This is a genomic window from Bradyrhizobium sp. USDA 376, from assembly GCF_054063675.1.
Genome location: NZ_JBSSGN010000001.1, coordinates 8,103,128 through 8,119,468, shown reverse-complemented (window position 1 = coordinate 8,119,468; position 16,341 = coordinate 8,103,128). Strand labels below are relative to the sequence as shown.

Annotated in this window: 24 protein-coding genes and 1 pseudogene; 17 read left to right on the top strand and 8 right to left on the bottom strand. The window is 60.8% G+C overall.

Annotated elements, in window-relative coordinates:
* Positions 1-8 precede the first annotated feature (8 nt).
* A complete protein-coding gene (locus ACVJ19_RS38245) occupies positions 9-677 on the top strand; it encodes a phytanoyl-CoA dioxygenase family protein (protein WP_453954195.1) in 669 nt (222 codons plus the stop codon).
* An 18-nt stretch (positions 678-695) separates the two neighbouring features.
* Here the strand turns inward: ACVJ19_RS38245 and ACVJ19_RS38240 are convergent, their stop codons facing one another.
* Positions 696-920, bottom strand: coding sequence for a helix-turn-helix domain-containing protein (locus ACVJ19_RS38240; protein WP_453954194.1), 225 nt, complete (start codon positions 918-920; stop codon positions 696-698).
* 293 nt (positions 921-1,213) lie between these two features.
* Between ACVJ19_RS38240 and ACVJ19_RS38235 the strand changes: the two genes are divergently transcribed.
* Entirely contained in the window at positions 1,214-1,423 is a 210-nt protein-coding gene (locus ACVJ19_RS38235) for a DUF3606 domain-containing protein (protein ID WP_453954193.1), read from the top strand.
* Here ACVJ19_RS38235 and ACVJ19_RS38230 read toward each other — a convergent pair.
* Both ACVJ19_RS38230 and ACVJ19_RS38225 read right to left on the bottom strand, forming a co-directional pair.
* Positions 1,416-1,601 carry a hypothetical protein gene (locus ACVJ19_RS38230; RefSeq protein WP_271585183.1) on the bottom strand — a complete coding sequence of 62 codons (186 nt, stop codon included), beginning with the start codon at positions 1,599-1,601 and terminating at the stop codon, positions 1,416-1,418. The two genes, ACVJ19_RS38235 and ACVJ19_RS38230, sit on opposite strands and share 8 nt — an antisense overlap.
* A gap of 170 nt (positions 1,602-1,771) precedes the next feature.
* Positions 1,772-1,987 (bottom strand): hypothetical protein, encoded by a 216-nt coding sequence (locus ACVJ19_RS38225; RefSeq protein WP_211404122.1) that lies wholly within the window; start codon positions 1,985-1,987, stop codon positions 1,772-1,774.
* 738 nt (positions 1,988-2,725) lie between these two features.
* Between ACVJ19_RS38225 and ACVJ19_RS38220 the strand changes: the two genes are divergently transcribed.
* Complete coding sequence (locus ACVJ19_RS38220; protein WP_018644764.1) at positions 2,726-2,974, top strand: hypothetical protein; 249 nt, start codon at positions 2,726-2,728, stop codon at positions 2,972-2,974.
* Here ACVJ19_RS38220 and ACVJ19_RS38215 read toward each other — a convergent pair.
* Together ACVJ19_RS38215 and ACVJ19_RS38210 are read right to left on the bottom strand one after the other, a co-directional pair.
* On the bottom strand, positions 2,944-3,201 hold the full coding sequence (locus tag ACVJ19_RS38215) for a hypothetical protein (protein WP_453954192.1): 258 nt from the start codon (positions 3,199-3,201) through the stop codon (positions 2,944-2,946). The genes ACVJ19_RS38220 and ACVJ19_RS38215 overlap by 31 nt on opposite strands.
* Complete coding sequence (locus tag ACVJ19_RS38210; protein WP_453954191.1) at positions 3,198-3,398, bottom strand: hypothetical protein; 201 nt, start codon at positions 3,396-3,398, stop codon at positions 3,198-3,200. The genes ACVJ19_RS38215 and ACVJ19_RS38210 overlap by 4 nt, the downstream gene beginning before the upstream one ends.
* Before the next feature lie 745 nt (positions 3,399-4,143).
* Between ACVJ19_RS38210 and ACVJ19_RS38205 the strand changes: the two are divergent.
* Positions 4,144-5,656: pseudogene (locus tag ACVJ19_RS38205) on the top strand (ISNCY-like element ISBj12 family transposase).
* Between the two features lie 74 nt (positions 5,657-5,730).
* On the opposite strand, the gene ACVJ19_RS38200 reads toward ACVJ19_RS38205, so the two are convergent.
* Positions 5,731-6,168: a hypothetical protein gene (locus ACVJ19_RS38200; protein WP_453954189.1), complete on the bottom strand. Its 438-nt coding sequence runs from the start codon at positions 6,166-6,168 to the stop codon at positions 5,731-5,733.
* A 222-nt stretch (positions 6,169-6,390) separates the two neighbouring features.
* Between ACVJ19_RS38200 and ACVJ19_RS38195 the strand changes: the two genes are divergently transcribed.
* From ACVJ19_RS38195 to ACVJ19_RS38180, 4 genes are read left to right on the top strand one after another with little or no spacing between them, the layout of a single operon-like run.
* Entirely contained in the window at positions 6,391-6,801 is a 411-nt protein-coding gene (locus ACVJ19_RS38195; protein WP_453954188.1) for a hypothetical protein, read from the top strand.
* A gap of 54 nt (positions 6,802-6,855) precedes the next feature.
* A complete protein-coding gene (locus ACVJ19_RS38190; RefSeq protein ID WP_453954187.1) occupies positions 6,856-7,122 on the top strand; it encodes a hypothetical protein in 267 nt (88 codons plus the stop codon).
* Between the two features lie 8 nt (positions 7,123-7,130).
* Positions 7,131-7,496 carry a hypothetical protein gene (locus ACVJ19_RS38185; RefSeq protein ID WP_453954186.1) on the top strand — a complete coding sequence of 122 codons (366 nt, stop codon included), beginning with the start codon at positions 7,131-7,133 and terminating at the stop codon, positions 7,494-7,496.
* 29 nt (positions 7,497-7,525) lie between these two features.
* On the top strand, positions 7,526-7,753 hold the full coding sequence (locus tag ACVJ19_RS38180) for a hypothetical protein (protein WP_453954185.1): 228 nt from the start codon (positions 7,526-7,528) through the stop codon (positions 7,751-7,753).
* Here the strand turns inward: ACVJ19_RS38180 and ACVJ19_RS38175 are convergent.
* Positions 7,750-8,475 (bottom strand): FkbM family methyltransferase, encoded by a 726-nt coding sequence (locus ACVJ19_RS38175; protein WP_456739501.1) that lies wholly within the window; start codon positions 8,473-8,475, stop codon positions 7,750-7,752. The genes ACVJ19_RS38180 and ACVJ19_RS38175 overlap by 4 nt on opposite strands.
* A gap of 40 nt (positions 8,476-8,515) precedes the next feature.
* Between ACVJ19_RS38175 and ACVJ19_RS38170 the strand changes: the two genes are divergently transcribed.
* The 8 genes from ACVJ19_RS38170 to ACVJ19_RS38135 all read left to right on the top strand — a co-directional run bounded on the left by ACVJ19_RS38170 (position 8,516) and on the right by ACVJ19_RS38135 (position 14,233).
* Positions 8,516-9,199 carry a hypothetical protein gene (locus ACVJ19_RS38170; protein ID WP_453954183.1) on the top strand — a complete coding sequence of 228 codons (684 nt, stop codon included), beginning with the start codon at positions 8,516-8,518 and terminating at the stop codon, positions 9,197-9,199.
* Between the two features lie 187 nt (positions 9,200-9,386).
* Positions 9,387-9,602 (top strand): hypothetical protein, encoded by a 216-nt coding sequence (locus ACVJ19_RS38165; protein WP_456739533.1) that lies wholly within the window; start codon positions 9,387-9,389, stop codon positions 9,600-9,602.
* Entirely contained in the window at positions 9,593-9,976 is a 384-nt protein-coding gene (locus ACVJ19_RS38160; RefSeq protein ID WP_453954181.1) for a hypothetical protein, read from the top strand. Before ACVJ19_RS38165 ends, ACVJ19_RS38160 begins: the two co-directional genes overlap by 10 nt.
* Positions 9,977-9,978: 2 nt before the next feature.
* Positions 9,979-10,272: a hypothetical protein gene (locus ACVJ19_RS38155; RefSeq protein WP_453955288.1), complete on the top strand. Its 294-nt coding sequence runs from the start codon at positions 9,979-9,981 to the stop codon at positions 10,270-10,272.
* Between the two features lie 63 nt (positions 10,273-10,335).
* Positions 10,336-10,764: a GNAT family N-acetyltransferase gene (locus ACVJ19_RS38150; RefSeq protein WP_453955287.1), complete on the top strand. Its 429-nt coding sequence runs from the start codon at positions 10,336-10,338 to the stop codon at positions 10,762-10,764.
* A 239-nt stretch (positions 10,765-11,003) separates the two neighbouring features.
* Positions 11,004-12,266 carry a CaiB/BaiF CoA transferase family protein gene (locus ACVJ19_RS38145; RefSeq protein ID WP_453954180.1) on the top strand — a complete coding sequence of 421 codons (1,263 nt, stop codon included), beginning with the start codon at positions 11,004-11,006 and terminating at the stop codon, positions 12,264-12,266.
* Between the two features lie 164 nt (positions 12,267-12,430).
* Positions 12,431-13,660, top strand: coding sequence for an acyl-CoA dehydrogenase family protein (locus ACVJ19_RS38140; RefSeq protein WP_453954179.1), 1,230 nt, complete (start codon positions 12,431-12,433; stop codon positions 13,658-13,660).
* A 9-nt stretch (positions 13,661-13,669) separates the two neighbouring features.
* Complete coding sequence (locus ACVJ19_RS38135; protein WP_453954178.1) at positions 13,670-14,233, top strand: flavin reductase family protein; 564 nt, start codon at positions 13,670-13,672, stop codon at positions 14,231-14,233.
* Between the two features lie 25 nt (positions 14,234-14,258).
* Here the strand turns inward: ACVJ19_RS38135 and ACVJ19_RS38130 are convergent, their stop codons facing one another.
* A complete protein-coding gene (locus ACVJ19_RS38130) occupies positions 14,259-15,167 on the bottom strand; it encodes an NAD(P)-dependent oxidoreductase (RefSeq protein ID WP_453954177.1) in 909 nt (302 codons plus the stop codon).
* A gap of 178 nt (positions 15,168-15,345) precedes the next feature.
* On the opposite strand from ACVJ19_RS38130, the gene ACVJ19_RS38125 reads away from it, so the two are divergent.
* A complete protein-coding gene (locus ACVJ19_RS38125) occupies positions 15,346-16,329 on the top strand; it encodes an ABC transporter substrate-binding protein (protein WP_453955286.1) in 984 nt (327 codons plus the stop codon).
* Positions 16,330-16,341 lie beyond the last annotated feature (12 nt).

Sequence of the window (16,341 nt, the reverse complement as noted above, 5' to 3'; positions counted from 1 at the left end):
TTGAGCCGATGTTCACCAAGGTCGCGCCCGTGCAGGCTGAGCAGGCGGCCGCTCTCGATCGTGACGGCTATCTCCTGCTGCGCGGCACGGTCCCCGCGGCGTGGCACGAGGCCCTGCGCGCGGCCTTCGATGCGGGCGTGGGGACCGGCGATCAATGGGCCGCTCCTCGCGGCGCCGGGTGGCGCCATGCTCTCGTCGATCTCGATCCGACGGTGCAGCGAACCTGCCGCCTGCCGCCGCTGCTGGCGGCGGCGGCGCGGATGCTGGGCGGTCCATTCTTTCTTGCCCAGGTCGAGGGCCGCGAGCCGCTGAAGGACGGCGGCCACCAACCGCTGCATCGCGACGGCGCGGGCATGAAAGCCGTGGCGGCGCTGGTTTTCCTGGATGCCTACGGGCCGGACAATGGTTCAACCCGCATTGTCCCGCGTCATCTCGACCCAGGACCTCTGGATCAAGGCGAGCTGGACGAGACCCTGGCCGTGATGACAGCGGGCGAGGCGGGAGACATCCTGGTGCTCGACGCTGATCTACCGCACGGAGCGAGCCGCAATCGCTCGGGGGCACGGCGACGTTCGCTCCTGCTCAGCTTCATGCCGGTGTGCAACCGCGCGGCCATGGACGCCAGTCGCACCATCCGCAACGTGCGCATGGACACCGGCGAGGTGTTCGCGCCCTGAGCGATCGGTTGCGCCCGCTCAGGACGATGGCGACAGATGCAGATAGCGCCCGTCGAATTGCGCCAGCTCCTGGAGCTTGTGCTCGTTGAGAATCCGCACGGTGCGGCGCTGAAGCTCCAGAACGCCATCGATGCGGAGATCGCGCAGGATGCGGTTGGTGTGAACGCTGGTCACGCCCATGGCCTCGCCGAGCTGCTCCTGCGTCAGCACCAGCGTATCGCGCCAACCGGGTGAATATAACAAATGTTAAGTCGCGGACCGTGCCGCCGGCAACATGGCCTGACTATTCGTCAACTTGCGTGCCCGAATTTAGGAACCAAACGGCGATGGAGCCGTTGCGCTGCCGTTTCATGGTCGGCCGATCTGATTTTCAAAGTCGCCATCATCACGCTGTTCACGTTCTCGGCGGTGCTCGCCTCGATGCTGTGGCTGAGGGTGTGAAGAGCGCGGTACCGACGCGAAAGCTTGCATGGTCGGCCCGCTCAGGAACGGCAGCTCCTTTGCCGCGTTTTCCCCGCGAGAGCGAGGATCAGACGATGGACAATCTGACGAAGCGCGCGCAGCCGGACCGCAGCAAGATCAACATGCACGAGGCCTTCGAGGTCAAGTACTGGACCCACGCGCTTGGCGTGTCCAGGGAGGATCTGCAAAAGGCCGTCGACAAGGTCGGCAATTCCGCTGCCGCCGTCCGCAAGGAGCTGGCGGTGACCAACGCGCGCGACGACGAGGCGCGGTCCTCTACTTGATGCTGACGAACATGCCCCAGGCGGCGGCCAGCGCCGCGCCGGTGAAGACGACCACGGGATTGTCGCAGAACGTACCACCATAGCGGCACACGTTCGCGCCGAACTGGCCGAGCTCGTGATGGCCCGCGGAGTAGAACAGTCCCGACAGCACCAGCAATGCGGCGGCGACGTAGTACATCGACGGTCTCTCCGAAGCGTTTCGACCTGTGCCCCTTGCGGGCGACATGTCTCAGCTTGGCGCGAAGAGATTTTGTTTCGCCGAATCTGATTTGCCGGATTTGAGTAAAATTTGCGCCGGTCGGGTAAGACGGGAGAGTATACATGTGCAACTGACTAGATTTATTGTTCCTAGCGCTGCATCAATGAGAGAAGCCGTTGCCGATCTTGCTGACGCTGTCGCTGGTTCTCGCGCATGATTTCAAGCTCGGCCTCGGCATTGCTCGGATCTTGATGTTGCCGTTTCAGGTCAACGATCATCGCCTCCTGCTGGGCCAGCCGCCGCTCCCCTTCAATCACCTCACGTTCCAGCTGCCTCAGCTGGTCCAGGATGGCATCGTTGAACATCGATCAAACGCCGCGCGGTCGCACAGTTCGAAACGGCCCCAGCACAACCCTAAATGCTGGGGCCGTTGGAGGTTGCCCGGCGAAATGAACCAGGCGGATCAAGCATAAAGTAATCCCGGATTCTTTTTATGTTCACTTTTGCACAGAGACGCTACCTATTTTTCCCGACTGGATTCACATAAGCGAATGCAGCCGAACAACCGGTCGCCTCCACTTGTCGCTGATTCCAAGCAGGCGATTGGAGGTGATCCTTGACTGACAGTGAGCCGTCGCAGAGCAGATTTTTCGTTCGGATGGGTGGCAAAGGTTGGATGGTTTACGATCGAGAACGCAAGGGACCAGCGTTGGTTGGAACCGATATGGCCGCAAATCTAACGAAGGAACAAGCCGAGCGGTTACATAGAATCCTGGCATCACCAGGCGGACGGAATCTGAGAATCTAGCCTGCGAGGATTTCGGGCAAAACGCCCAGCTTGGATCAACATCTACAGGGGCGCGGACCACCCCCAGTCTGCTGCTGGCCACAGCCGACGACGAAACACGCCTGAAACAATCCGGAAACCCGATTGTCCTGAACGCCTTTTCCGCTCGCCTCGACCAACCAAGCGAAAAGGAGACAATCATGATCCAGGTCGGTTCGAAGGAAGAAGTCGCGTTTCTGCTGATGCTGTTCGGCACCCACACCCAGCCGGTCAAGCGGCCGAAGCCGAAGTCGCGGCAAGGCTGAGGCAAAAAACCATGCCCGGCTTGGCCGAATGCCAGAGCCTCTTGCGTCTTCTGATCGCAAGGGGCGATCCGAAGGCGATCCCGCAAGCCAAGGGCGCCATCGACCAATATCTGAACACGGCGCCGGTCAGCGCCCGTGGGCGCGGCCTGCGCGTGCTGCAGCGCGATGCGCTCGACCTGCATGTTGCCGCGGTCGGCGTGCAGCGCTCCTTTGCCGAAACGGTGGATGCCTATATCGAGCGGAAGCTCGCGGAGGAGTGACCGGGCCGCTTGTCGGGGCCCGCGTCTTCGGGCGAGGCTGCGGCGGTCGGTGCCGCCGCTTTCAGCAGGCCGATCCTGCGACCGAGCTGCCAGACCTCGACGTCGCCCCGGCGCGTGAAGCGCCGCGCGAACAGGAGCGCGGACGCATCGGACCGCGCCTCGAAAGCCTCGGCGGATTGAAACACCCCGTTCTCCCCGACGAGATAGGCGCGGTATTGCTGCATCATGTCGGCGCCCTCAGGCCGGGCGAACGGAGCCAGGCGTCGATCTGCACCGCCGTCTCGTCCTGCCGCGCCCTGCGCAGCAGCATCTCGCGCTCGCGCCCGGGCGGCAACGCGCGCGCCTTATCGCGAAGGCGGGCCGCCTCTTCGGCAAGCCGCTGATCGAGAGTTCTGGTGTGCTTGAAACGCCGCCGCGTCAGCATGCTCTGCTCCCTTGCTGGAGTGGGGCGGGAGCGCAATTGGCGTTCTCATCACCGATCGTTGCCACGAGCCTCGCGGTGACGGGGTAAGCCTAGGCCTCTTTCGACGAGGCGTCGCCATCATTTGATAAGTGCTACGAAGACGAATCCCGGCTTCTGACGAGGCGTGGTCTGCGCTGTTTGAGCTGGTTACTCATTCTTCGCCTCGGCGCTGCTGGGGCTGAGCTGGGAAGTGGCGCGTCGGTTGGTGGAGGGGGCTTTCGAATATGGTGTGGTTCGGGGACTTGGCGGTGCGGGACTTGCGCAGATCCTGCAATCCGCTGAGTGCTATGCAGCACCTGCACAAGTTGACATTGTTCCTGTTTTGTTCTATCGAGCGAAAACTCAACCTGTAAGCGAGCCGTGATGGCACCACCTCACGCCGCAAAGCGTCCATGAGGCGGCCGATGAGTAAGTCTTTTCTTGCCCTGGTCTTGCTCGAAACACCTGCAACGCCGGACATGGTGGCGCTTGCCGAAGCCGTCCGTGCGCGACATCCAGAACTGCCGATGGAGGTGGAGGGAGTACAACGAGTATACCTTGTTCGGCCCTGAATGCATACAGGAGAGGATCCCCACGCTGTTGAGTCGTATTTTGTCCGTCGTGATTGTCGCAACAGGCGCATTGCCTCGCCTTAATTGTTACCGGATCCTAAGCCGTTGCCTCACGTAAATTGCTCCCCTGGACCGGGAACGAGCGAGGGGCGGAGATGGGGTGGCTAAGCATGGCAACGCGGAAGGAACTGACGGCGGCGGCAGGCGTGCGCTATCGGCGGTCGGATCGCGCGAAGAAGGCGCGGATATTGGACGAGTTCGTCGACATCACCGGATTCCATCGGAAGCATGCGATGCGTCTACTTCGAAACCAGGAAGGCGTACATCCGGGCCGACGGGCGCGACGTCGGATATATAATGAAGCAGAACACACCGCACTCGTGCTGCTTTGGGAGGCGTCAGACCGCATCTGCGGGAAGCGACTGAAAGCATTAATGCCCGCGCTGATTGAGGCGATGGAACGGTACGGGCACCTCGACCTTGCCCCTGAGATTCGCACCAAACTTTTGGCGATGAGCGCTGCGACGATCGACCGCGCCTTGGTGCGGGTTCGAGAAAAATTGGGTCGCAAGCGCCGGCGGCACGCGGGGCATTCCCTGCGTCGCAGTATTCCAATACGGACTTCGGCAGATTGGAATGATCCGGCGCCGGGATTCGTCGAGGCCGACCTTGTAGCGCATAGCGGTCCATCTGCGCGCGGCAGCTTCATCCAGACCCTCGTGCTCACCGACATTGCTACCGGCTGGACAGAGTGCGCACCTCTGATCGTGCGCGAACAGACGCTGGTGAGCACGGTGCTGACGGAATTGCGCAAGCAATTGCCTTTTGCGCTGCTCGGCTTCGACACGGACAATGACACCGTGTTCATGAATGAGACGTTGAAGGCCTACTGCGAGGCGGCCAACATTGTCTTCACGCGTTGCCGTCCCTACCGGAAGAATGACCAGGCGTTCGTCGAGCAAAAGAACGGCGCCGTCGTGCGCAGGATGGTCGGCTATCGTAGGTTCGAAGGCCCTGGAGGCGGCCAAGCTACTGGCGGAACTCTATCGGTCAGCGCGGCTGTTCGTAAACTTCTTCCAACCTTCGTTCAAACTGTTAGCCAAGCAGCGCGACGGTGCTCGTGTACGTAAGACATACAGCGCGCCGGCAACACCCCACCAGCGCCTGTCAGCGGACGCCCGCACGCCTGATGCGGTCCGCCACCATCTCCAGGAAATCTATACCGCTCTCGATCCGGTCACGTTGTTGCGCGACATCCGCGACGTGCAGGAGCGCCTCGCGGCGCTCGCGGATATCCAACCATCCGCCCATCCTGCTGCGGCATCACAATCGATTGATCGCTTCCTGGCAAGCCTGCGAACGGCCTGGAAGGACGGCGCCACGCGCCCGACGGATCGGCCAATCGTGAAGGCTAAAAGGGGCCGGCGTCGTCCCGATCCGCTTATCCGGGCAACGTCAGATTTGAGAAAATGGTTTGAAGCCGAGCCTTGGCGGACCGGCAGCGAACTGCTCTCGCGCCTGCAGGTGGAATATCCTGGAGACTATCCGAACAAGCTTCTTCGAACCCTTCAACGTCGGTTGAAATCCTGGCGCAGCGAGCAAGCGAATGCGCTGCTGTTTGCTTCAGAAAAAATGCCGCCAGGGCATGAGGTCACAACACCCCAATGACGTGCGAGGTGCCAGCGGAGGAGGCCGGGCGCTCCGAAACCCCGGCCATCTCCGCACCCGGCCTCCTCCTCAACTCAGGCCAGGAGCAAAATAAATGAGGCAACTGATCGCGCCCGGGAGCATCGATATGTGAGGCAATACGCAGGCTTCTTCCGTCGGTCGGTGCGTTTGCTGGTGATTGCACCGTATCTTATGCCTTCGACGGCACGACGAGGGAGGATGTCGTCGCAGGCGCGACGAGCGCGCTCAACGAAGAGGGGATCACGAAAGAATGTCAGTATGAAAGGCATTGCGCGATAGAGCTGACGAAATCGGATCTGATGATATCTTTCCGTGTTGAGCGCTCTGGGTACCACAGGGTGGTCGTCTTCGCCGACGGCGGCCGTAGCCGCCGCGTCGATTGCCGCTTTTTTTCCGACGGTGGTGGCCTGGTTGCGAGCGGGCTTACCCAGCCATTGCTTCGCCTCCACATCTACGAAGGGCATGCTCGCAAGAGAAACGAATACGTCCAAAATCTCCCTTTGGGGCTTCTGTATCTCCAATTTTCAGATTTGAAATAGTTCGGCGTTCGGGAGCGCCTTAGCGCGTCTCCACCGTCTTGTTCGTCAGCCGAAGCCTCCTGCGGTCCTTCGTTGATTGCGGGGCCGGATTGGCATGTCTCCAAAGGAACTCATCATGGCTACCATCGAGCGGCAGTATCTGCCTCCACTGAATCCGAGACAACGATCGCGGAGGTGGATCGTCCGCGCATCTACGACATCGTTCGCAAGCAGTTGGCCGATCTCCTGGAGGGCGACCAGTCCTATTATCCGGATGGGGTCCAGAAGGACTGGCAGGCACGGGCCGATGATCTTGATGGCTTCATCGGATCGATTTCGAGCTTGCGAGGGCGTCGCGACCGAATCGAGAAGGCAGAGCCGTCCGATAAGATCGAACTTCCGCCTGAGCTGTCACCGGCAACGCGGGACAGGAATGAGCTGTACCTCGATCCAAATCCGTTTGCTCCCGCAATGAAGACTCGTCCTCGGCCGCGACAAGAATGGCCGATTTCGTCGATCCCTGAAGGCGCCACGGGCGGTGTGGCGACCAGGCCAGAGCGGCGCATCACGCCACCAATATCTTTCCGTTCTAGGCATCTTCCTTGATCTTCCCGCCCGCCGATCAACCGACAAAGTGAATCTACGATAGGAAAACTTACCGTGAGCGAGGACAGCAGGAATTTCATTGAACGCGCCGAGTCCATTACCGGAAATCTCTACGGCGAACCGATGTCACCGGATCGCATCGCGGAGAATTTTGCGTTGTACGGGCTGAAGAAGCGCGTGGCGGCACTCGAGAGGTTCGATGCCGAGCTGGGCGGCGAGATCGACTCGAGCCCGCACAGCTTGCGCAGGCGCGTCCAGCTCGTCGATCTGCGCCGGCGGATGGGCAGTATCCACGAGGCGCTGCGCAAAGCGAAGCGATGACTCATCCATTGCTCACGGCGCTTGCGCAGGCACGATTGCGCGATGCGCCGATGTTCGTCAAATGGTGCGAACTGAACGGCGTGAACGCCTGTCCAGCGGGGCCTGCGTCGGTGGCGCGTTTTGTGACCGACTGCGCATCGCTCGGCATGGACCGGCTCTGGCCGGCCGTGCAGGACATATCGCGGATGCATGTGGCGCTCGATCTCGCGGACCCGACCCTCGGTGGTGCGGCGGCAAGTGCGATGAACGCGATCGCGGCCATTCCTCCGCCACGGTCCTGGCCGCAGCCGTTCAAGCGCCGGTTCGCGATCTTACCGTATGACATCCAGCTTCATCTTGCCTCGCGCGAAGCTCAACGGGAAGCCATACGCTGACAACAGCGCAATTGGCTTCACATACACACTTGAATACGTTGTCCGATCCTGGACACGTGCACTCGTACCAGCGTGCGGAGTTCGGTGAGCAGAAGCCGGCATCCGGCGGCAATGCGCCGTTTGCCAACTATTCCTCGCAAAACACGGGATCGGCGACCACTGGGATCACGATCAACAACGTCGCAGCTGGCGGCGGCAACGCTCATAACAATACACAACCGACGATTATCGCCAATAAGCTGCTGAGGATTGCTTAGAGGGGGCTGTGCCACCGCATCATTTGGTGATCTCGCGGGATGATGGATCCGACAGCATCCCTTGGAAAAAACAAAAAATCTCGATGACCGGTCAATCCAAATTTGGGATGAGGACTCCGTGAGAGTTCTTCTATTCGTGCGTACCTTTTCCCAAGAAACATAATTCCCAAATAGCCGAGATCGCTGAAGAACTCTAGCAACGGGTCAATTTCCCCGAGCATGCTCTCAAACTGGATCACTGGAGAGAACCGACGAATTAGATGCTCTCCGCCACGAAAGACGTTGAGTTCGTGCCCTTCTACGTCGCACTTGATGAATTTCAAGTTCGAGATTGGTCCGAGATCATCTAGTTTGGCGAGTTTAACGGGTATTGAACTGCCGATGTTCCTAGAGAGAGAGGCGCTTCCGTCTCCGGGACGCTTTCTTGACAACTGAGATACGCCGTCGGCGTCGGATAAAGCAAGGTTGACAATCTCGACATTCGGTCCAAGGCGGCGCTGACGAATATACTGGGCCATCTCTGGCTGAGGTTCGATTGCGAGAACCCGTCCGTGACGTCCAACAGCTTTAGCTAACCAATAGGAGTAAATGCCCTTATTGGCCCCAATGTCTAAGACGGTGGCGCCGGTCAGCCGCAAGTGCAGAAGAGTTTTGAGCTGCAAGCTCTCGGTTCTGAACCTGTAGCGCAGGCACCGGAGCAAAAAATGGACATCCTCAAGCATGACTTGAGGCTACTACTACACCCCCCAACCGAGTCAACCCATGGTAGACCTCAACGCCCTCACTCGGGCGAACGGCGACCGCTGGTCAAAAGCCAAGCCAACCCGCCAATCCGAAGCAGCCAAAGTCGCTTTACGCCTTTCTCAGGCCAGGCGCCGATATCAGGCCGTCGAGCGTGAGACAGGCGTCCCATGGCCGGCGATTGCCGTCATTCACGAGCGGGAATCCTCACAGGACTGGAAGGCTTCCCTGGCGCAGGGAGACCCCTGGAACCGCGTCTCGGTCCACGTTCCGGCTGGGCGCGGCCCGTTCGCCTCGTGGGAGGCGGCCGCGATCGACGCTCTGGTCAAGTGCCCGCCCTTTCTCGCGCGCCACAAGGACTGGTCGATCGCCGCGGCGCTGACGGCGCTCGAGACCTATAACGGCATCGGCTACGCAGCCCGCGGCGTGCCGTCACCCTATCTCTGGGCGGGCACCAATCAGTACCGCGCCGGAAAGTACGTTCGGGACGGCGTTTACGATCCGAGCAAGGTCGATCCGCAACTGGGATGCGCAGCGCTCATGATCGCTCTGATGGAGCTCGATTCCGAGATCAGCTTTGCGGGAGCGATCGCAAGGAGCCCGACGGCTAGAGCCCCGGCAAGGCCTTCACTAACGAATCCGTCGAAGGGCTCGATCGGCGCGTTCGTTGTCAATCTGGTCAGAGCGATCTTTGGAAGGAAGTGAACATGCGGACAATGTTCGACATTGCTCTCTTCGCGGCCGGCTTTGCTACCAGCTGGTACTGCAAGGACCCCGTCCTTCGGATCGTGACTGGGACCGACGCCCTGATCAAGTCGCTCGAGGCAAGACTTACGACGTTGCGAGGCAAATCGTGATGCTCGCAAGGATCAAGGCGGCCTGCTTGCATTCCGTGACCATCGCCTGGAGCTATTGCATCGGCCTAGCCGGTGCGCTGGCCTCGGTCATCGACGACTTCGCCGATGCGCTCGGTAATCCCGACTTCAAAGACCAGATCAGCGCGGCTATCGGCGATGTCAAGATAACGGGGCGCATCCTGCTGGTGATCTCCGTCGTGACGATCATCGCACGCCTGCGAACCCTTCGGAGGAAAGATCAATGTGGATGACGCTTATCTCCTTTCTCGGCGGCCCCGTCGTCACGGCGTTGATTGACGCCTACAGCGCGAAACTGAAAGCCGAGAATGTCGACACGAAGATTGCGGCGGATCTGGCCGCGAGCGAGATCGCGGCGCAGACGGTCGAGGCCAAAGCCGTCATGCAGTATAGAGTCGCGGAGCTCGGCTACTGGTACGAGCCGGATAAATTGATCGGGTATTGCGTGACCGTCTACTTCGCGAAGCTCCTTGTTTGGGACAAGGTTCTCGGCCTCGGCACGACGGACGCCCTGGCCGGATTTGCGGCGATCACTGCCAATCTCGTCGTCTCCTTCTACTTCGCCAAGCGCGGGTTCGAGAACGTCGCAAGGATCATCAAGCGGTGAAGATGTCAGAGGACGAGATCAGGGCGATCGTTGCCGAAACGCTGGCTGAGCAGCACAGACTCCAGCAGGACAGCATCGACGCGATCGTATTGAAGGCCGTGGCATCGGTTATGGCCTCCTTTGGTATCGAAGATGACGATCGGAAGGAGGTTAGGGCAGACCTTCAGCATCTCCGGCGTTGGCGGAAGAGCGTGGAGCAGGCGCAGAGCTATACATTCAAGGCAGTGATCACGGTGCTCGTCACCGGTTTGGTCGGCGCTGCCTGGCTCGGTGTCAAAGTCATGTTGGGCAAATGAGCCGCGGCGACGACCGAGTTGCCGTGGCTCGATCTGGAACTGTTTCCGTCAATGGGCCATCCCATGTACAGAATTGGTGTCGTCGATGCTGACGATGAGGAGATCGTCGAGACCCTCGGCGATCTGCACAGGCTCACATTCTTCGATGGTGCGGCCATGCCTCGGTTTGAGCTGGGCACCTGGTGGCTCGCCTATCACAACGACGGCCCGGTCGCCTTCGCCGGCGTCGTGTCGTCGACCCATGCACGAAACAGCGGGTACTTCTGCCGCGTCGGGGTCATGCGGCGGCATTGGGGACGCGGTCTTCAACTCAGGCTGATGCGGGCGATCGAGGCGAGGGGACGGCGTGTCGGGTGGGATAGTATCGTCTCGGATACAACGGACAATCCGGCCTCTGCCAATAATTTCATCCGGGCTGGCTATCGGCTCTACGTGCCCGAGGTGCCCTGGGCCTGGTCGCATACGCTATACTGGCGAAAGCGGTTGCGCTGAGGGGCCGGGTTTCCCGTGATGCGGAACGTGGCCTTCGGTAGGTAGAACGACTTGCAACGAAGCCCGGTGCAGCCTTGTATGCCCGATGTGTCGAGAGGCCCGGCAGCTTGACGGCTGCCGGGCCTTTTTGCGTTTTCAGGAATGTCGTTGAAGCACTTGCGAAGTCGGCTGCGCCGGGCTTTAAGTTTGCTCTTGCAGGAAATTCGGCGACCACAAGCCGATGTAAGGGAGCGTCATCGATGTCCACGAAGCCTCAATTGCCGGAACGTCCCTTGCGAGCAACGGAAGGGCCTGCGGCGCTCGATGGTCTGCTGGTCGTCGATTTTACGCGCGTGGTGGCTGGCCCGGCCTGCACGCAGACGCTGGCTGATTTCGGTGCGCGCGTCGTCAAGATCGAGAACCCGGACGGTGGCGACGATACGCGCGCGTATGAACACGCCGAAATCGGCGGCGAGAGCGCTGCCTATCTCAGTCTTAACCGCAACAAGCGCGGCATCGCACTCGACCTCGCCGTGCCTGAAGCCCGCGAGATCGCGCTGGATCTGATTCGCAAGGCTGACGTGGTCGTCGAGAATTTTTCGAGCGGGGTCATGAAGAAATTCGGGCTCGACTACGACGCGGTCGCGCCACTCAACCCTCGGCTGGTCTACTGCTCGATCTCTGCCTATGGGCGCTCGGGGCCGTTCGCCTCTCGTCCCGGCTTCGATCCCATCACCCAGGCGGAAAGCGGCTTCATGTCGCTCAACGGATTTGCCGACGGTCCCCCGGTTCGCACCGGCCCGCCCATCGTGGATATCGCGACGGGAATGACGGCCTGTAACGCCATCCTTCTCGCCCTGCTGGCGCGGGATCGGCTGGGCCGCGGCCAGCACGTCGAGGTCGCCCTGTTTGACATAGCAATGGCGATGACGGGTTTCTACGGCATGGCCTATCTGATTAACGGCCAAAATCCCGGCCGGTTTGGAAATTCGCCGAGTGGGTCTCCCACCGTCGGCGTCTACGAGGCTTCCGATGGGCCACTCTACATGGCTTGCGCCAACGACCGTCTCTATCGCCGGCTGGTCGTCGAGGTGCTGAACCGGCCAGATCTCATCACCGATCCGAAATTCGCGACGCGCAAGGCGCGTTCCGAGAACAAGGAACTCTTGCGGGCAGCCATCGCGGAAGTCTTTGCAAGCGATACTCTCGAGAATTGGATGGCGAAGATGAAGCTGGCCAGTATTCCGGTTGGCTATCTCCGCACCGTCGAAGAGGGCTTTAACGCACCTGAGGCCCGCGACCGCCATCGTTTGGGCCGGATTCCGCATCCTACCGCGGACTGGGTCCCCAACATCGAGACGCCGATTACCATGAGCCTAACCGGCGCAATCGATCCCGTGGCCGCACCTCTGTTGGGCGAGCATACGCTGGACATCTTGCGTGACACGCTCGGTTATGACCAGCGTCGGATAACTGAGTTTACCCAAAGGGGGGTTTTTGGATCGGGTAAGCCCTCGGTTTGAGACCGAACGTTAACCTCGCCGGCAGGCATCGCGCGGCTTGCGGATCGCAGCTTTGCGATGCCAGTTCGCCATATCGCCTCCTTTTCCGGTAGCGAGGTGCAAAGGGATCGGCTTGATTTGGCGATCTTCCCGCCGCATAAGTGTAAGAAAGCGAGGGATGCGGAATGGCGCCTGGTCAAGAGCCGAGCGTGGGCCAGCCTGAGGGGCCGGGATCCGGCGAGCGCGCTTACGCAGCAATGATCGAGAACGCTCGGGCGCTCCAGCCACGACTGCGAGAGCGAGCCGCCCGAACCGAAGAGCTGCGACACCTTCCGGCCGAGACCGAACGGGATCTGCACGACGCCGGCCTGTTCCGGATGCTTCAGCCCAAGCGCTTTGGCGGTGCTGAGCTCGATTATGTCGCCCTGATCGACTGCGCCGATCTGCTGGGTCAGGCGGACGCGTCCGTGGCCTGGAATCTCGCTAATCTGGCGAGCCATCACTGGATGCTCGGCATGTTCGAGCACAGGGCGCAGGATTTGGTCTGGGGCCGTGATCCCGATACGCTGATTGCCTCCTCGTTTATCTTTCCTGCCGGCCGCGCCACGAGGGTCAAGGGCGGATACCAGCTGCACGGAAGCTGGCCGTTCTCTTCCGGCGTCTCGTCCTGCGAATGGAACATGCTTGCAAGCGTGGTCTCCTCAGAAGACGAGGCAGATGGCATCGAGTATCGGATATTTCTGCTTCCGAAGGGCGACTATAGGGTCCTCGACACCTGGAATGTCGCCGGGCTGCGAGGCACGGGTTCTTGCGACGTGGAGGTCCGGGACGCCTTCGTCGCCGACGATATGACAGTGGCCGTTAGCGAGCTCACCGGCGGCCGGCCGCCGGGGAGCAAGATCAATCCCAATCCGTTGTATACGTTACCTGTGTTCTCGCTGTTTCCTTACGTCTTGTCCGGCGTTGCGCTCGGCAATGCGCAGGCGTGCCTGAACGACTATATCGAGGTCGCGCGTCACCGCATGTCCACCTACAACCAAGCCAAGCTGAGCGACTTTCAAAGCACGCAGATCAAGATTGCGGAGGCTTCCGCCAAGATCGACGCTGCTCGCCTGATCATGCGTTCGGCTTGTGTGGATGCCATGGAGAATGCAAGGCGTGGTTATGTTCCCGATATGTCAGCCAAGACCCGATATCGGCGGGATGGGGCCTTTTCAGTGAACTTGTGTACCGACGCGGTCTCGATGCTGTTTGCGGCGAGCGGAGCGCGCGGCTTGTTCACATCGGGGGGGTTGCAGCGGCAATTCCGCGATGCACACGCGATCAACTCACATCTCGCGTTCAATTTTGATGCGGCCGGAACCAACTATGGACGCGTGGCGCTGGGCCTACCGTCCGAAAATCTTACGCTGTGAGGCCGGCCGATGAATGATCTGCCGAAGCAGCCGGCCGCTCCCGATCCAGCCAACGAACTTGCGAGCGGCAGCTCGCCGATCGATCCCCGCGATTTTCGAAGTGCGCTCGGCACATACGGAACGGGCGTAACGATCATCACCGCCACGGCGGCGGATGGAAAGCCTTATGGCATCACCTGCAATTCATTTGCATCGGTCTCCTTGAATCCTCCTCTGGTTCTCTGGAGCCTCGGGGTCTATTCCTCGAGCCTGACTGTGTTTCAGAACGCCAGCCACTTCGCCGTCCATGTCCTCGGCACGTCGCAGCAGGCGCTTGCGAACAAATTTGCGAGATCGTCCGACGACAAATTCGCTGATGTCGATTGGACACCGGGTCTCGGCAACGCCCCGGTGCTTGCCGAGAGCGTCGCCAGTTTTCAATGCCGCTCCGTCAACCGCTATTATGGTGGCGATCATGTGATTTTTCTCGGAGCAGTCGAGGCCTATGTCTACAATGCCAAGGAAGCTCTGCTGTTTGCGCGGGGAACATATGGTCGCTTCTTGGCCGACGATGAACGCAAGAAGTCGCCATAACGCGCTTCTGGTCGAATTCGATAGTTCAATGCTCTGCCGCTGAAAGCCTGTAGATCTCCAGCGCGTCCGCATCCGCGCCGCGCGCGGCGTTGGCCAGCCTGAAAAGTTGACCCGCAAGCGATGCCATTGGGACCGGCGTCGACGTCGTCTGCGCGACAGCGGCGACCGTATCGAGGTCCTTGAGCATCGTGGCGATGTGACCGAGTGGCGGGGAGTGAATGCCCTGGACCATCCGTGGCACGAAAAGCTGAAGCGGAATGGAATCCGCAAAGCCACCGGCGAGCGCTTCGGGCAACCGGTTGGCGTCAATCCCAGCGTTCACGGCAAGGCGGGTTGCTTCAGCGAGGACGGCCATCGCGCATCCGACAATCACTTGATTGCATAGTTTTGTCATCTGCCCCGCGCCGGTGGGGCCCATATGTGTGAACCTGCGCGCCATCGCGAGGACGTAGGCGCGTACCCTCTCGATATCGGCGGCCTGTCCGCCGGCCATGATCGCGAGCGTACCTTCTTCGGCGCCCTTGGTACCGCCGGATACGGGTGCATCGATCCAGCCTGCGCCGTTGGCGTCTTTCAGGCGCGTAGCAAGGTCGCGCGCAGCGTCGGGATGGATCGACGAGAAGTCGACGACGAGCTTGCCCGCGCCGGCCGCGGCCGAAAGACCTTCAGCTCCGAATATCACCTCCTCAACCGCTACGGCGTCCGTCACGCACATGAAGACGATATCCGCGTCCGTCATAACGTCGCGGGGGGTGATTGCGCGCCGTGCACCAGCTTCAACGAGCGGAGCCACCTTGCTCTCGGAACGGTTCCAGACGGTGACCTGATAGCCAGCCTTGAGCAGGCGGCGGGTCATGGGTGTTCCCATCAGTCCGAGGCCGACATAGCCAAGCCGCTCGGCGCCCTGCGGGTTTGTCTTGCTCGTATCAGCCATAGGTTGCCTCCTCCTGTCGCACCGCAATGGCGCACGATCGCCGCATTACCATACATGGCGTGCCCCGCGGCGAAACCGGGCCGGCTTGCATGGCTTGCCTGATTGTTTGAACCATGAAACATTTGGGCTGGTCGGGTTGGGTGGCGCCGGTCGGCGCCGGAGCAACGGAGTGGGCGCGATGCGAACGGTTTCGAGGTTGATGCTGGCAACGGGGGCGGTGGCGGCCGCGATTGCGGTCGCCGGCCCCTCACGGGCGCAGCAGACGATCCGCGTCGGTTGGACGATCCCGGCCGAGGAGTCCAAGTACTGGATGATGCGTCGCCCGGCTGAATTCCCCGATATCGGCAAGACCTACAACATCGAATGGACCCAGTTTCAGGGCACCGCGCCGATGACGCAGGCATTGGCGGCGGGCGCTCTGGATTGCGCGACGCAGGCACCGCTGTCGCTCTCCAATGGCGTGGTTGGCGGCAATCTCAAGGCCTACATCGTGGCGCAGCATGTCTTCGAGAAGCCCGGCGGCTTTTCGGTCTATTGGGCGGTGATGGATGACTCGCCGATCAAGACCATCGCCGACCTCAAGGGCAAGACCGTCGGCATTTCCGTGATCGGCGGCGGCACGCAGGGGCCGTTCAACCTGCTCCTGAAGCAGAATGGCGTCGACCCGGCCAAGGATATCAAGCTGGTCGAGGTCGGTTTTGCTGTGTCGGAAGACGCGCTGCGCCAGGGCCGGGTCGATGCGGTCAACATGAACCAGCCGTTTGCCGCGCGAGCAGAAGCGAAGGGTGGGACAAGGAAACTGTTCTCGCTGTCACAGGCCATGCCGAACATCGTGCACATTCTGGAAGCCTGCCGTGCCGATTTCGTCGACAAGAATCCGGAATTGGTCAAAGCATATGTCCGTGACATCACGTCGGGCATGAAGAAGGCTCTGGCGAACCGCGAAGAGACGTTGAAGGTCGTGTCCGAGGTGCTGAAGGCTCCCGTTCCGGTGCTCGAGACCTACCTGCTCAAGGAGAACGACTTCGGCCGTGACCCGGGAGCTGCGCCGAACTTCCCGGCCATTCAGAAGATGCTCGACATCTACGCAGAAACGGGAATGCTGCCAAAGCTGGACGTTGCGCAGTTCAAGCATCCGACGATCGTCGCTCCGCTGCAATAGGCGGTAGAGCGA